The sequence below is a fragment of the Microbacterium sp. bgisy207 genome (assembly GCF_965345035.1).
In the GTDB taxonomy this organism is placed as follows: Bacteria; Actinomycetota; Actinomycetes; order Actinomycetales; family Microbacteriaceae; genus Microbacterium.
Map to the genome: position 1 here is coordinate 107,136 of NZ_CBDRMG010000005.1, position 13,934 is coordinate 121,069.

The window sequence follows — 13,934 nt, forward strand, 5'->3', positions numbered from 1 at the left end:
CGTGGTGAGATCATGTCTTTCGTGACCACCCCTACCTCCGCAGCAGACACCGCTTGGCTCACGATGCCCGAACTCGTCGAGGTGCTCGGCGAACCGCTCGGTCGGGTGCGTCGGCTCCTGGACGAGTCACACCTGATCGGCTCGAAGCGTCACGGTGCCTTCGCCGTTCCGGCCGTGTTCATCGACGGCGGTCGACCTCTCGCCTCACTCCGGGGCACGATCATCGTCCTGCACGACGCGGGATTCACCGACGACGAGGCGATCGACTGGATGCTCGCGCACGACGACACGATCGGAACCGCGCCCATCGAGGCGCTCCGGGCGGGGCGCAAGAGCGAGGTGCGCCGAGTCGCCCAGACGCTCGCCTGACCGGCCCTCAGGTGATCCGGACCGTCGCCGCCCGCGCGAGGTCTCGCAGCTCTCCGACCGCTCGGTTCCCCAGCGGCGCGCCCGAGAGGGCACGCTCCGCCGTGCGGGTGTACTCGAGGATGAGCGCTTCTGTCCGCTCCAGCGCGCCGGTCTCGCGGATGGTCTGCTGCATCGCCGCGATCTGATCCGGCTCCAGCTGCGGATCTCCGAGCATCTCGTCGAACAGGCGCCGAGACCCGGGTGAAAGCGCCTCCCGCGTGTAGGCGACGAGGACGGTCCGTTTGCCCTCTCGCAGGTCGTCTCCGGACGGCTTGCCGGTCGACTCGGCGTCGCCGAAGACCCCGAGGACGTCATCTCGTAGCTGGAAGGCCATGCCAATGGGGTGCCCGAAGGCGACCAGCGCCGCGCGCTGTGCCGTGCTCGCTCCCGCGATCGCCGCGCCGATGGCGAGCGGCTGCTGGATGCTGTAACGCGCAGACTTGAGTGAGGCTACGCGCAGCGCCCGCTCGGCGTGGCGATCATCGGCATCCGTGACGTATGCCGATTCTTCGGCGACATCGAGGAATTGTCCGACCGTGACCTCGCGGCGCATGACGGCGAACTCCTCGCGGCCGGCGGACGCAGCCTCTCGATCCGCGTGCGCCAGACCCTCTTCGAGGAGATCATCGCTCCACGCGACGAGGAGGTCGCCGAGCAGAAGCGCTCCGGAGCGCCCGAACCGAGCCGCGTCGCCGACCCACCCTCGTGCCCGATGGGCGGCCTCGAGGGCGCGATGGGCGGCGGGACGGCCACGGCGAGTGTCGGAGTTGTCGACGATGTCGTCGTGCACGAGCGCAGCGGCGTGGAAGACCTCGAGAGCGGCTGCCGCAGCGAGCACGTCATCCGTGGGGGTGAGGGAGGTGCCGGCATACTCGCGGACGGCTCGCCACCCCGCGAAGCAGAACCGCGCGCGAAGTCGCTTGCCGCCGCGCACGGCGTCGGCGGCTGCCTCGTGCAGCAGGATCGCTTCGTCCCCGAACAGTGCCGCCTCGGCTTCCCTGACCGCGAGGAAGTCCTCGACTCGCTGGGAAACTGCCGCAACCGCATCACTACCTACTGACACGGGCCTAGCCTAGTAATCGACGGCGCGCGTAGAATCGTGCCACCGATCCAGCCCGAGGGGGATCTCATGCCACTCTCCGAACAGGAGCAGCGTCTGCTCGACGAGATGGAGCGCCATCTCATGCGCAACGACGCGGATGTCGTTTCGGCATCCGGCGGCGGTGGGAGTCTCTCGTATCGCAACGTCGTCTACGGCACGATCCTCGTGCTCGCCGGCATCGGCGCCCTCATCGTGGGCGTCGCCATTCAGTTGATCGTCGTGGGAGTCCTCGGCTTCCTGGCCATGATCGCCGGCGTGATCGTCGCGGTCACGCCTGCCAAGCGCACCGAGGCAGAGCGGGTCCGCGATGAGCAGCGCCCGGCCGCCAGCCGCACCGGGGCGAGCTTCATGGACCGCATGAACGAGCGGTGGGACCGCCGCCAGGAAGGCCGCTGACCCGAGGGGTCATCGGCCCTCCACTCCGCTCCACGCGGATCTCCACCTCCCCCCACGGCCCCCCAGCGGGAGCCACCGAACGCCGACCTTCGGGTCGGCGTTTCGTCGTTAACGCCCAGCGTCACGCCTTCACTCCAGCGCCCCGCGGGTGCTTTCACCACCGCGCCCTGCCCGGCGAAACAGGCGTTCCGGCCTGCCGGGGGAGCGGCGTGCCATCGAAGTGGTGACAAAGTGGAGGGAAGTGGAGTAAAGTGGCGCTCAACCTGGAGGGGCCGGACGAAGGGGGGGTGACGCGGATGCTGCTGGGGACTCACACTCCGAAGCTCGACGACAAAGGACGCGTCATCCTGCCCTCGAAGTTTCGCGACGACCTCGGCGCGGGAATCGTCGTCACCCGCGGTCAAGAACGCTGCCTCTACGTCTTCTCGGCCGAAGAGTTCGAGCGCGTCCACGACCGCATCCGCGAAGCCCCACTCACCAACAAGCAAGCCCGCGACTTTCTGCGCATGTTCCTGTCCGGCGCAAGCGCCGAGACCCCCGACAGCCAGAACCGCATCACGATCCCCCCGCCGCTGCGGGCATACGCCGGCCTCGAGCGGGAGCTCGTGGTGACGGGTGTGGGCGCCCACGCCGAGATCTGGGATGCCAAGGCGTGGAACGACTACCTCGAAGGAAACGAGGAGACCTACTCGGAGATGGAGCAGGAGGTGATCCCCGGCCTGTTCTGACCCTCGGTTGTGATGCCCATCTGCGGGGCCCTGACGCACTTCCCCGGCGCCAGGTCTTCAGCGGATGGGGATCAGAGCCCAGCGGTCCGGCCCGACATCATGAACCTGCGCGACATCCACACCCCCGTCCTTCTCGAGCGCTGCATCGAGCTCCTGGCTCCTGCACTCGAGGGGGATGCGCCCGTTCTCGTCGATGCGACACTCGGGATGGGCGGGCACACCGAGGCCCTCCTCGAGCGGTTCCCGTCGTTGACCGTGATCGGGCTTGATCGCGACACGGATGCTCTCCGCATCGCTTCTGAGCGGCTCGCCCGCTTCGGCGACCGTCTCCGCCCCGTTCACACCGTCTATGACGGAATCACCGACGCGACCCGCGGCGAGGGGTTCGCGCGGGTCGACGGGATCCTGTTCGACCTCGGCGTCTCCTCCCTGCAGCTGGATGTCGCCGATCGGGGATTCGCGTACGCGCAGGATGCGCCGCTGGACATGCGCATGGACCAGTCCGCGGGGATCACCGCGGCCGATGTGCTCGCCACCTACGGGGAGGGCGATCTGCGTCGGATCTTCGAGCGCTACGGCGAGGAGAAGCTGGCTGCCAGATACGCCCGCGCCATCATCCGGGCGCGCGAGCAGCGGCCGATCGAGCGGTCCGGAGAGCTCGTCGAGATCCTGCAGGCTGCGACACCGGCCGCGCTCAAGAACGCCGGTCACCCCGCGAAGCGCGTCTTCCAGGCCCTGCGGATCGAAGTGAACGGCGAGCTCTCGGCGCTCGAGGTCGCGCTGCCTGCCGCGCTGGACGCTCTCGTGGTCGGCGGGCGACTCGTCGTCATGTCCTACCAGTCCCTCGAGGATCGGCTCGTCAAGCGCGTCCTGGCCCAGGCGATCCGATCCACCGCACCGGCAGGCCTGCCGGTCGAGCTTCCCGAGCACGCGGCGCAATTCCGCCTGCTGGTCAAGGGCGCCGAGCTCGCATCGGATGCCGAGAAGGCGCGCAACCCGCGCGCCGCCCCCGTTCGCCTGCGGGCGGCCGAGCGAGTGAAGGACGCCGCATGAGCGCGGACCTGTTGGCAGCGATCGATGAGTTCGCGCCGAGCGTACGCCCGGACACTCCGGCCACCCCGCACTTGCGTCCCGTGGAGCGCCCCGCGGCCCGTCGTCGTCCGCGCGTGCTCTATGGAATCGTGGCGGTCTTGGGAGCGGCCGCGATCGTCGCGGCCCAGATGGTCGTCTCGATCCTGACCACGCAGGACACCTATGCGCTCTCGACACTCACGGCGCAGCAGCGGCAGCTCACCTGGGACCGCCAGATTCTGTATGACGAGGTCGCGGGTCTCAGCTCGCCGCAGTACCTCGCAGCGAACGCGTCGGCGCTGGGTATGGTCATCAGTGAAGCGCCCACCTTCCTCAGACTCTCGGATGGGGCACTGGTGGGAGCGTCGCAGGCGGCGAGCTGGCAGTCATCCATCGATGCCGTCGGAAGGGGAGCCGTGGCCAACGCGCTCATCACCGATACCCCGCTGATCACCGATCCCGCCGCGACGATCGAAGGGGTGCCTGTCGACGTAACCGATGCCGCCGGCCAGTCCGTCGTTCCCCCCGCGCTCACCGACGGCCTGCCGACCCCCACGACGCGATGACCGGACGCAGCACGCGAAGCCCCCGGCGCCGCACCGTCGTCGCGATGGCCGTTGTACTCGCGGTGCTCGCCGCTTTCGTCATCCGTCTCGTCGACATCCAGGTCGTCAATGCCAAGGAGCATGTCGCGCAGTCGCTCGAGCTCGGCCTCTCGGGCTCGCAGAAGACCTATGGGACGCGCGGGGCCATCATCGACGAGAACGGGGCGGTCCTTGCGGGCAGCATCGTGCTCTATGACGCGCAGCTGGACCCCATGCTCGTCGGCCCGGTCGAACGCGAGATCGACGGCGAGGAGGTCGATGTCCCGTGGGAGACGATCTCCGCCGAGATCGGTGCGATCACGGGCCAGCCCGCCGAGGAGATTCAGGCGATCGTGACGGCCGCTCTCGACGAGAACCCGGAGAGCCGGTACGCGATGCTCAAGCGGGGCCTCACGACAGCGCAGTACCGTGAGCTCGCCGCGTTGGGGCTTCCCTATCTTGCCTTCGTGCCGCACCCCGCGCGCACGTACCCGGATGGCGCCGTCGGCGGGAACGTCGTCGGGTTCGTCGGCTCCGACGCGACACCGCTCGCGGGCTTGGAGGCGGCGCAGAACTCTTGCCTCGCCTCAACGGACGGCGAGATCCGCTATCAGCGCGGCGGCGACGGAGTCATCATCCCCGGCACATCGACCGAGATTCCCGCGGTCGACGGGGGCACCCTGCAGCTGACGATCAACCGAGACCTGCAGTGGTATCTGCAGCAGCTGATCGCCGAGCAGACCCAGAACACGGGAGCCAGGTCCGGGACGATCTTCGTCGTCGAGGTCAAGACCGGGGCGATCCGTGCGGCAGCCGAGTACCCGACCGTTGACCCCAACGCACCGGGGGCGGTCGACCCCGCCGATCGGGAGAGCCGGATCTTCCATGCCACCTTCGAGCCCGGCTCGACGTTCAAGGCGCTGTCGGCGGCGATGCTCGTCGATTCCGGAACTGCCAGTCCCGGCTCTGTGGTGCACGTGCCCTTCCGTCAGACGTTCGACAATGGCGCCAGCGTCCGAGATGACCTGCCCCACCCCGACTACCAGTACACCCTCAACGGCGTTCTCGTGAACTCCTCGAACGTCGGTATCTCCACGTTCGCGGGGATGATGAGCGACCAGGCGCGCTATGACTACTTCACGCGCTTCGGGATCGGGCAGGGGACGGATGTCGACTTCTGGGGCGAAGCGCAAGGTCTCGTGCGGGACCCGCGGGAGTGGGACAACCAGACGAAGTACAACACGTCCTACGGGCAGGGTCTGACGACGACGGTCCCCGAACTGGCCAGCGCCTACCAGGCGATCGCGAACGGCGGTCTGAAGCTGCCGCTTCGGCTGGTCGAGTCCTGCACGGCCGCCGACGGGACGATCACCACGCCCGAGACCGGGGAGCCCACCCAGGTGATCGGCTCGGCTGCCGCCCGGCAGGTCGCCGACATGCTCGAGAACGTTGCCAGCAAGGGATCGGTGTCCGACCAGGTCGGGATCGCGGGATACCGCCTGGCGCTCAAGACCGGTACGGCCGAGAAGGTCGACCCGGGTGCGGGCACCTACAAGGTCGGTTCGTACTTCACGACCATCGCCGGATTCGCTCCGGCTGATGACCCGCAGTACGTCGTCGTGGTGACACTCGATGAGCCGACCACGGTAAAGTCGTCTAGTGCCAACGCGCCGGCGTTCCGTGAGGCGATGACCCAGGTGCTCAAGACCTACCGGGTGATGCCTTCGAACTCCGCCTCGCCAGATCTTCCGACCTTCGGCTGATCGCGACGGCACGTCACTTCGCGCATGATCAGCCTGCCCCTCTCCCGCATCGCCGATGTCCTCGGCGGTACCCTCATGCTGCACGGCGGCGACACTCCCGAGACCGTCGTCGCGGGGATCGTCGATACCGACTCCCGCCTGATCGAGCCCGGCGGGATCTTCGTCGCCAAGCCCGGTGAGCATGCCGACGGGCACGACTTCGCCGCCGCCGCGGTCGAACGCGGCGCGACGCTCGCGATCGTCGAGCGGCCCGTCGACGTCGCCGTCACGCAGATCGTGGTGCCGGGTGCGGTCCACGCCCTGGCCGATCTCGCCCGGTACGTCGTGGCCGAGGTTCGCGCGCGGGGGAGCCTCCGGATCGTCGGGATCACCGGATCCAACGGCAAGACGACGACGAAGAACATGCTGGCGCGGATCCTCGAGGCCGAGGACGAGACCGTCGCACCGCAGGCGTCGTTCAACAACGAGGTCGGCGCGCCGCTGACGATGCTGCGCATCACCGAACGCACCCGCTACCTCGTCAGCGAGTTCGGGGCGAGCGCGCCGGGCGAAATCGCGCGTCTGGCAGGGCTGGTCCTGCCTGACGTCGGCGTGGTGCTGATGGTGGGCATGGCTCATGCCGGCGGATTCGGCGGTATCGAGTCCACGTTCGTCGAGAAGTCCCAGCTGATCCACGCCGTCCGCGAGGGGGGCGTCGCGGTCCTCAACGCGGATGACCCGCGCGTTGCTGCGATGGCAGGCATCGCTGCCGAACGAGGCGCGTCCGTGCGATGGTTCGGACGAGGCGCGCGCGCAGATGTTCGCGCGGACGATGTGGAGGTCACGCCCGAGGGGACACGGTTCCGCGTCGTCATCGATGGCGAGCCCTATCCCGTGGTGCTGCGTGTGCTCGGCGAGCACCACGTGATGAACGCGTTGGCGGCCATCGCTGCGGCGACAAGTCTCGACGTCAGCCCCGCCGCGTGCATCGAGCGGCTCGAGACGATGGAGCTCGCGGAGCGGTGGCGGATGCAGCCCATGGGCTCGGATCGCGTGCGCATCATCAACGACGCCTACAACGCGAGTCCCGATTCGATGGCGGCGGCGCTTCGCACGCTCGCCCAGATCACCGCGCCGCACCAGCGAACCGTGGCGGTACTCGGGGCGATGAGCGAGTTGGGCGAGTACGCGGGGGAGGAACACGACCGCGTGGGTCTGCTCGCCGTGAGGCTGCGCATCCAGCGCATCGTGGTGATCGGTGCCGACGCGCGCCGCCTCTACCTCGCCGCGATCAGCGAAGGGTCGTGGGATGGCGAGGCGGTGTTCTTCGAGACGGCGGACGAGGCCTACGCCTACCTGCTGACCGAGCTTCGTGACGGTGACCGTGTCCTGGTCAAGTCCTCCAATTCCGCGGGGCTGCGGCACCTCGGCGACCGTCTGGGAGAATCCTTCTCGTGAGATCCCTTCTGATGGCGTCGGCGATCGCCCTGTCGTTCTCGCTGTTTCTCACACCGGTCTTCCTGCGGCTGTTCCGACGCTGGGGCTGGGGGCAGGTCATCCGCACTCCCGAAGCCGGCAACAATCCGCAGCACGCGCTCAAGCGCGGCACACCGACCATGGGCGGCGTCATCTTCGTCCTCGGCACGGCCCTGGGATACCTGATCGGGACGTACGCGGGCGGCACACCACCCACGCTCTCGGGTTTCCTCGTGATCTGGATGATGGTCGGCTTCGCCCTCGTCGGATTCATCGACGACTACATGAAGCTGCGCAGTCAGCGCAGCCTCGGGCTGTCCGGATGGCGCAAGATCGTCGGTCAGGTCATCGTCATCGTTCCGTGGGCCCTCGTCGCACTCCAGTTCCCGGATGCTCAGGGTCAAACGCCCGCGACAGCATATGTGTCGGTGTTCCGCGATATCTCTGTGCTGAACTTCCTCGCCTTGCCGGTGGCGCTCGGCATCCTGCTGTACGTCGCCTGGATCTCGTTCATCGGCGTCGCCTGGTCCAACAGCACCAACGTCACCGACGGCCTCGACGGGTTGGCCGCCGGCGTCGGCGTGTTCACGATCGGCGCGATGAGCCTCACGACGTTCTGGCAGTTCCAGCAGCGATGCGACGGCGCAGACCTCGTCGCCGCCTACCAGCAGGCCTGTTATCAGACGAGAGATCCTCTCGATCTGACCATCATCTCCGCCACGTTCGTCGCCTCCCTGGTCGGATTCCTCTGGTGGAACGCGCCGAAGGCGCAGGTGTTCATGGGTGATGTGGGGTCCATGGCGATCGGAGGTGTCATCGCCGCCGTCTCGATCCTCTCCCACACCGAGATCCTCACGGTCCTCACCGCCGGCGCCTTCATCATCGGCCCCGGCTCGGTCATCCTGCAGCGCGTGTACTTCAAGCTCACGAGGGGGAAGCGCCTGTTCCTCATGAGTCCGTTCCACCACCACCTCGAGATGCGAGGGTGGTCGGAGACCAACATCGTGATCCGGATGTGGATCATCGCGGCGGGACTGGCCGTCACCGGGGTCGGTCTGTTCTACGTCGAGTGGCTCGCACGTACATGAGCGAGAGGTCATCGACGTCCTCACGGCTGGACGCCCTCACGAGCTGGCACGCCGACTGGCGTGGACTGCGCGTCGCGGTGCTGGGACTATCCGTCACCGGATTCTCCGTTGCGGACACCATGGCGGAGCTCGGAGCGGACGTGCTGGTCGTCGCCGAACGGGCCGATCCCGCCTACGAACGGCTCCTGCCGGTGATCGGAGTCCGGTCGGCGATCGGGCCGCTCAGCGCTCCGCCCGCGGACCTGGTCGAGTTCGCCCCCGAGGTCGTGATCGCCTCGCCGGGGTTCAGTCCGACCCATCCCGTCGTCCGCTGGACGCAGGAGAGCGGCATTCCGCTGTGGGGCGACATCGAACTGGCGTGGCGGGTCCGGGACAAGGTTGTCCGTCCCGGCGGCGATCCCGCCGACTGGGTCTTGGTGACGGGGACCAACGGGAAGACGACCACCACGCGTCTTGCCGCCACGATGATGGTCGCGGGCGGCCTGCGCGCGGTGCCGTGCGGGAACATCGGGACTCCGATTCTGGATGCCGTCCGCGACCCCTCGGGATTCGACGTGCTCGTCGTCGAGCTCTCCAGCCATCAGCTCTGGTATCTCGGTCTGCAGTCATCGCCCGAGCCGGTCTCACCGCATGCCGCAGTGTGTCTGAACCTCGCCGACGACCACCTGGAGTGGCACGGCTCGTTCCAGGCCTATCGTGACGCGAAAGCACACGTGTACGACAACACCCGCGTCGCGTGCGTCTACAACAAGTCGGATACCGCGACCCGCGAGATGGTCGAGCAGGCTGACGTGATCGACGGGGCCCGCGCGATCGGGTTCGATCTGGGGGTACCCGGCCCCAGCGATCTCGGTGTCGTCGACGGCATCGTCGTCGACCGGGCCTTCCTCGCTGAGCGCCACCGCAGCGCGCTCGAGCTCACGACCGTGGCGGAGTTGCAGGAACTCGGGCTCGCGGCTCCCCACGTCGTCGCCAACATCCTCGCCGCGAGCGCGCTGGCCCGCTCCCTCGATGTGCCGCCCGCAGCCATCGCCGCCGCGCTGCGCGAGTTCCGCCTCGATCCGCACCGGATGGAGGTCGTCGCGACGGTCGCCGGGGTCACATGGGTGGATGACTCGAAGGCGACCAACCCCCACGCGGCGGCGTCGTCGCTGGCGGCGTACCCGGGATCGGTCTGGATCGTCGGCGGACTGCTCAAGGGAGTGGACATCACGAGCCTCGTGTCAGCGCGCGGCCCCCTCGTGAAAGCCGCCATCGTCATCGGCGAGCAACGGGACGCGGTGCGAGCGGCGTTCGAGCGACACGCGCCCGACGTGCCGCTGCACGAGGTCGTTGCCGATGAGACTGGGGATGTCATGGCGCAGGTCGTGGACCTGGCGATCGGAATCGTGGCGGACGGGGACGTCGTACTCCTTGCCCCCGCTGCCGCATCCTTCGACCAGTTCGCCTCCTACGCCGACCGGGGCGAGAAGTTCGCCGCCGCGGTTCGAGACCGAGTGGGAAGGGGCGCCGATGGCGACACCGACGCCGATCCGTCCCCTCCCGCAGGAGCCTGACGAGCCCACGCCCCGACGCGGGCTCGCTGCCCGCGTCTCCCTGGGTTCGCTGTTCCGTCCCGTCGCGGGGGAGTTCCTGCTCATCTCCTCGACCGCGGTGCTGCTGACCGTCTTCGGTCTCGTGATGGTCCTCTCGGCCACGAGTGCGACAGCCACGGCGGCGGGGCAGGCGCCGTACGACGCCGTGATCAAGCAGGCGGTGTTCGCCGCGATCGGTCTGCCGCTGATGTTCATCGCAAGCCGGCTGCCGGTCAGCTTCTGGAAACGGATCGCGTGGCCGGCGCTCATCGCCACGACAGCGTTCCAGCTGCTGGTGTTCACGCCCCTCGGTGTGGAGGACGGCGGGAACCGCAACTGGATCAGCATTGGGGGGATGCAGGCTCAGCCGTCCGAGTTCCTCAAGCTCTCGCTGGCGCTCTGGCTCGGGTTCATCCTCTTCCGCAAGCGCACGCTGCTGGGGGACTGGCGGCACGTGTTCATCCCCGTCGTTCCCGTCACCGCGGCGGTGATCGCCACGGTCCTGGCCGGCCACGACCTCGGCACCGCCATGGTGCTGTTCCTGCTGTCGCTCGGTGCTTTGTTCTTCTCGGGCGTCAAGCTACGGGTCTTCATCATCCCGGTGCTGGGTGCGATCGTTGCGGTGGCGGCGTTGGCGGTAACCAGCCCGAACCGGATGGAACGCATCCTGAGCGTCTTCAACACCGATTGCGCCGCCGACTACCTCGACACGTGCTACCAGCCCCTGCACGCGATCTGGGGACTGGCCGGCGGTGGCATCTTCGGCCTCGGCCTCGGGAACTCGAAGGAGAAGTACGAGTGGCTTCCCGCAGCCGCGAGCGACTACATCTTCGCCATCGTCGGTGAAGAGCTCGGCCTCATCGGCGCGATCGTCGTGCTCGGGCTGTTCGCGATCTACGCGATCGGCGCTTTTCACATCGTCCGCAAGACTGACGACACGTTCGTGCGGATCGTTGCCGGCGCGATCACCGTGTGGATCGTCGGCCAGGCGCTGATCAACATCGGTGTGGTCCTCCGCCTGTTCCCGCCGCTGGGTGTCCCGTTGCCGTTCATGTCCCAGGGGGGCACATCCCTCGTCTCCGTGCTCGTTGCCACAGGTGTTCTCTTGGCGTTCGCGCGTACGATCCCGATGAAGAGCGTCGCTTCTGCGCGACCTGCCGCGGCCCGGCGCTGACCGCGAACTGCGGCCTTCGGCGCGCGACACTCTGGCCGAGATAGGGTCGGACGGTGACGACCTACCTGCTGGCCGGTGGCGGGACCGCCGGGCACGTGAACCCGCTGCTTGCGGTGGCTGACGGACTTCGCGCACGGCAGACGGATGCCGACGTCCGCGTCCTCGGGACGGCGGAGGGTCTGGAGTCCCGACTCGTGCCGCAGCGAGGATACGACCTGCTCGTCGTCGACAAAGTGCCGTTCCCGCGGCGTCCGGATCGCGCCGCCGTCGCGTTCCCCGGACGATTCCGGCGCGCGGTCGCCCAGGTGCGGGCACACATCGCGACCCACGGGGTGGAGGTCGTGGTCGGCTTCGGCGGTTATGCGTCGGCGCCCGCCTACGTCGCGGCCCGGCGTGCCGGCATCCCGTTCGTGGTCCACGAGGCCAACGCGCGTCCAGGGCTCGCGAACCGGCTCGGCGCTCGGCGCGCCGCGGGTGTCGGCGTCGCGTTCGAGGGCACTCCGCTCCCGCGCGCGCGGGTCGTGGGAATGCCGCTTCGCCGCGAGATCGAGGATCTCGACCGTGCGGCCCACCGTGCCGAAGGAGCCGCTCACTTCGGGCTCGACCCCGACCGTCCGACTCTTCTCGTGTTCGGTGGCTCCCTCGGGGCGTTGCGGCTCAACACGGCGTTCGCGGGATCGTGGCGCGATGTTCTGGATGTCGGCTGGCAGCTGCTCCATGTCACCGGCGATCGTTCTGACCTCGAGGATCCGGGGGAGCAGGGCTACGCGCTCCGCCGCTACGTCGACCGGATGGATCTCGCCTTCGCCGCGTGCGATTTCATCGTCTCGCGTTCGGGCGCGGCGACCGTGAGCGAGATCAGCGCTCTGGGCATCCCCGCGGTCTATGTTCCCTACGCCGTGGGCAACGGTGAGCAGGCGCTGAACGCGGCATCGGCGGTGGAGCACGGTGCTGCGCGGCTCATCCCGGACGCCGAGTTCACCGCCGACGCTGTGCGCGAGCGGATCCTGCCCCTCCTGACCGACACCCGGGAACGGCAGCGCATGGCCGAGCGGGCCGCCGCGATCGGCATCCGTACCGGCACGGAGAACGTGATCGCCATGATCGACGAGGCTCTCGGCTAGTCCCCGCGGCGCCGAGGGTCACGTCGCCGAATGCGGCGGACCCGGCATTCGTGGGACGCCGCTCGATGCGACTGAGAGTGCCCCGGCCGGGCCGACGCTCACGTGTGGGTCTGGTCCGCTCCTGTGCTCCTGAGTGCCGCACTCACAGCGGCGAGAGCTTGGTCCGTGTCCACGCGCAGACCGCGGACCTGTTCGGCAAACGCGGCCGCGGCGCGTTGGATCTGGCCGAGAGCAGCGTTCTCGTCAACGGAAACGAACGTCCCATGACGGCCACGCGTCTCGATGAGGCCGGATGCCTCGAGTTCCCGATAGGCCCGGGCGACGGTGCCCGGTGCAACGCCCAGGTCGCCGGCGAGCCGACGCACCGTCGGGAGCCTCGACCCCGGCGGGAGCTCACCGCTCGCAATCGCGGCGACGTACTGTGCGCGGAGCTGTTCAAACGGCGGTGTGTGCGAGGTCGGGTCGATGACGATCATGCGCCGTCTCCCTGGGGGAGGGTGCCCGACATGGCGGGCGAGCGCCGGCCCTGCGGGCGGAACGCGGCCGGGTAGCGCGACGCCGCCATCCTGCCGAGCCCCAGGGAGTAGGTCACCTGTGTCGCGCCGATCAGCACCGGGGTCCATGAGCTCATGATCGTGGTGAGCTCGGGCGGCGCGACGGCTATCGGTGTCAGGGTGAGCGTTCCCGCAGCCATTCCCAGAGGCAGCGCCGCGGCCATCGTCGCGGCACTGCGCAGGGACCATAGCGCGTCCGCGCGGAACAGGTCGTCCCACGCCAGCTGGAGGTCATCGCTGGCGACCTGGGGCTGGGAAAGGACGACGCGCTCCATCACGCGCATCACGACGAAAACGATGATCGCGAAGGCGAGAAACCCGACGCACCACAGCACGGTGTCGGTCGCGATGCGGCCGGGCTGGGCAATCCACCACGCGAGGACTGCCGTCACGCCCGCGGACGCAGCACCGAGGGCCACGGGGGCGAGGGCGCAGCGCCAGGGCTGAAGGTAGTCCTGTGTGGTGAGTCGCCGCGAGTGTGCGACGCGCGGGGTATCCGCGCTCGGTGCCCGCAGCTGATCGTGAACGGTTTCAGCCACCGAAGAGACGGTCAGCACGCCGATGACGATCGAGAGTGTGATCAGCCAGAGGAACAGCGATGAGCCCCACGACGCACCCCAGAGGACGAAGGGGCTCCAGACGACGAGCGCGGCGAGCACGCCCCACATGGCGGTGCGACCGCGTCGAGTCAGCCGCTCACGCACCCGCACGTAGTTCTCGCCCGTTCCGAACGGCAGCTTCGCTACTCGCTCGTAGCGCGCGGCTTGTTGTGCGCTCAGGTCGAGCCGCCGGCTCCTGACGAGGTAGACGATCGGCACGAGGGCGAGTGCGCACAGGAGCGCTGCGCTGAACCAGACCAAGCCGAACTCCACAGACATGTCTCCTTTGTATCAACATTGTCATAATGTGTCGA

At 68.4% G+C, this 13,934-nt stretch carries 14 protein-coding genes; 11 read left to right on the forward strand and 3 right to left on the reverse strand.

Annotation, left to right across the window (positions count from 1 at the left end; all coding sequences use genetic code 11):
- The first annotated feature begins 12 nt into the window (after window positions 1-12).
- Window positions 13-369 carry an Rv2175c family DNA-binding protein gene (locus ACSGC5_RS06175; protein WP_434969897.1) on the forward strand — a complete coding sequence of 119 codons (357 nt, stop codon included), beginning with the start codon at window positions 13-15 and terminating at the stop codon, window positions 367-369.
- Window positions 370-376: 7 nt separating this feature from the next.
- Here the strand turns inward: ACSGC5_RS06175 and ACSGC5_RS06180 are convergent, their stop codons facing one another.
- A complete protein-coding gene (locus tag ACSGC5_RS06180; RefSeq protein ID WP_434969740.1) occupies window positions 377-1,471 on the reverse strand; it encodes a polyprenyl synthetase family protein in 1,095 nt (364 codons plus the stop codon).
- A gap of 66 nt (window positions 1,472-1,537) precedes the next feature.
- Here ACSGC5_RS06180 and ACSGC5_RS06185 point away from each other — a divergent pair, with 66 nt between their 5' ends.
- The 10 genes from ACSGC5_RS06185 (at window position 1,538) to ACSGC5_RS06230 (ending at window position 12,467) form a co-directional block, all read left to right on the forward strand.
- Window positions 1,538-1,906, forward strand: a complete 369-nt coding sequence (locus ACSGC5_RS06185) for a DUF3040 domain-containing protein (RefSeq protein WP_434969741.1) — start codon at window positions 1,538-1,540, stop codon at window positions 1,904-1,906.
- A gap of 296 nt (window positions 1,907-2,202) precedes the next feature.
- Window positions 2,203-2,634 (forward strand): division/cell wall cluster transcriptional repressor MraZ, encoded by a 432-nt coding sequence (gene mraZ / locus ACSGC5_RS06190; protein WP_434969898.1) that lies wholly within the window; start codon window positions 2,203-2,205, stop codon window positions 2,632-2,634.
- A gap of 99 nt (window positions 2,635-2,733) precedes the next feature.
- On the forward strand, window positions 2,734-3,687 hold the full coding sequence (gene rsmH, locus ACSGC5_RS06195; RefSeq protein WP_434969742.1) for a 16S rRNA (cytosine(1402)-N(4))-methyltransferase RsmH: 954 nt from the start codon (window positions 2,734-2,736) through the stop codon (window positions 3,685-3,687).
- A complete protein-coding gene (locus tag ACSGC5_RS06200; RefSeq protein WP_434969743.1) occupies window positions 3,684-4,271 on the forward strand; it encodes a hypothetical protein in 588 nt (195 codons plus the stop codon). Before rsmH ends, ACSGC5_RS06200 begins: the two co-directional genes overlap by 4 nt.
- 44 nt (window positions 4,272-4,315) lie before the next feature.
- A complete protein-coding gene (locus tag ACSGC5_RS06205; protein ID WP_434969744.1) occupies window positions 4,316-6,052 on the forward strand; it encodes a peptidoglycan D,D-transpeptidase FtsI family protein in 1,737 nt (578 codons plus the stop codon).
- 24 nt (window positions 6,053-6,076) lie between these two features.
- A complete protein-coding gene (locus tag ACSGC5_RS06210) occupies window positions 6,077-7,489 on the forward strand; it encodes a UDP-N-acetylmuramoyl-tripeptide--D-alanyl-D-alanine ligase (protein WP_434969745.1) in 1,413 nt (470 codons plus the stop codon).
- Window positions 7,486-8,595 (forward strand): phospho-N-acetylmuramoyl-pentapeptide-transferase, encoded by a 1,110-nt coding sequence (mraY, locus tag ACSGC5_RS06215; RefSeq protein ID WP_434969746.1) that lies wholly within the window; start codon window positions 7,486-7,488, stop codon window positions 8,593-8,595. Before ACSGC5_RS06210 ends, mraY begins: the two co-directional genes overlap by 4 nt.
- The gene (gene murD / locus ACSGC5_RS06220) at window positions 8,592-10,151 is read left to right on the forward strand and encodes a UDP-N-acetylmuramoyl-L-alanine--D-glutamate ligase (protein WP_434969747.1); all 1,560 of its coding nucleotides are present in this window, start codon (window positions 8,592-8,594) and stop codon (window positions 10,149-10,151) included. The genes mraY and murD overlap by 4 nt, the downstream gene beginning before the upstream one ends.
- Window positions 10,108-11,343, forward strand: a complete 1,236-nt coding sequence (gene ftsW / locus ACSGC5_RS06225) for a putative lipid II flippase FtsW (RefSeq protein WP_434969748.1) — start codon at window positions 10,108-10,110, stop codon at window positions 11,341-11,343. Before murD ends, ftsW begins: the two co-directional genes overlap by 44 nt.
- 53 nt (window positions 11,344-11,396) lie before the next feature.
- Window positions 11,397-12,467, forward strand: coding sequence for a UDP-N-acetylglucosamine--N-acetylmuramyl-(pentapeptide) pyrophosphoryl-undecaprenol N-acetylglucosamine transferase (locus ACSGC5_RS06230; RefSeq protein ID WP_434969749.1), 1,071 nt, complete (start codon window positions 11,397-11,399; stop codon window positions 12,465-12,467).
- 98 nt (window positions 12,468-12,565) lie between these two features.
- On the opposite strand, the gene ACSGC5_RS06235 is transcribed toward ACSGC5_RS06230, so the two are convergent.
- A complete protein-coding gene (locus ACSGC5_RS06235) occupies window positions 12,566-12,943 on the reverse strand; it encodes a GntR family transcriptional regulator (protein ID WP_434969750.1) in 378 nt (125 codons plus the stop codon).
- Entirely contained in the window at window positions 12,940-13,899 is a 960-nt protein-coding gene (locus ACSGC5_RS06240) for a hypothetical protein (RefSeq protein ID WP_434969751.1), read from the reverse strand. The genes ACSGC5_RS06235 and ACSGC5_RS06240 overlap by 4 nt, the downstream gene beginning before the upstream one ends.
- Between the last annotated feature and the right edge of the window lie 35 nt (window positions 13,900-13,934).

Bases quoted from the DNA above. Each gene is read 5' to 3' on its own strand.
- ACSGC5_RS06175 (WP_434969897.1), top strand. From the start codon at position 13: ATGTCTTTCGTGACCACCCCTACCTCCGCAGCAGACACCGCTTGGCTC.
- ACSGC5_RS06185 (WP_434969741.1), top strand. From the start codon at position 1,538: ATGCCACTCTCCGAACAGGAGCAGCGTCTGCTCGACGAGATGGAGCGC.
- mraZ (WP_434969898.1), top strand. From the start codon at position 2,203: ATGCTGCTGGGGACTCACACTCCGAAGCTCGACGACAAAGGACGCGTC.
- rsmH (WP_434969742.1), top strand. From the start codon at position 2,734: ATGAACCTGCGCGACATCCACACCCCCGTCCTTCTCGAGCGCTGCATC.
- ACSGC5_RS06200 (WP_434969743.1), top strand. From the start codon at position 3,684: ATGAGCGCGGACCTGTTGGCAGCGATCGATGAGTTCGCGCCGAGCGTA.
- ACSGC5_RS06205 (WP_434969744.1), top strand. From the start codon at position 4,316: ATGGCCGTTGTACTCGCGGTGCTCGCCGCTTTCGTCATCCGTCTCGTC.
- ACSGC5_RS06210 (WP_434969745.1), top strand. From the start codon at position 6,077: ATGATCAGCCTGCCCCTCTCCCGCATCGCCGATGTCCTCGGCGGTACC.
- murD (WP_434969747.1), top strand. From the start codon at position 8,592: ATGAGCGAGAGGTCATCGACGTCCTCACGGCTGGACGCCCTCACGAGC.
- ftsW (WP_434969748.1), top strand. From the start codon at position 10,108: ATGGCGACACCGACGCCGATCCGTCCCCTCCCGCAGGAGCCTGACGAG.
- ACSGC5_RS06235 (WP_434969750.1), bottom strand. From the start codon at position 12,943: ATGATCGTCATCGACCCGACCTCGCACACACCGCCGTTTGAACAGCTC.
- ACSGC5_RS06240 (WP_434969751.1), bottom strand. From the start codon at position 13,899: ATGTCTGTGGAGTTCGGCTTGGTCTGGTTCAGCGCAGCGCTCCTGTGC.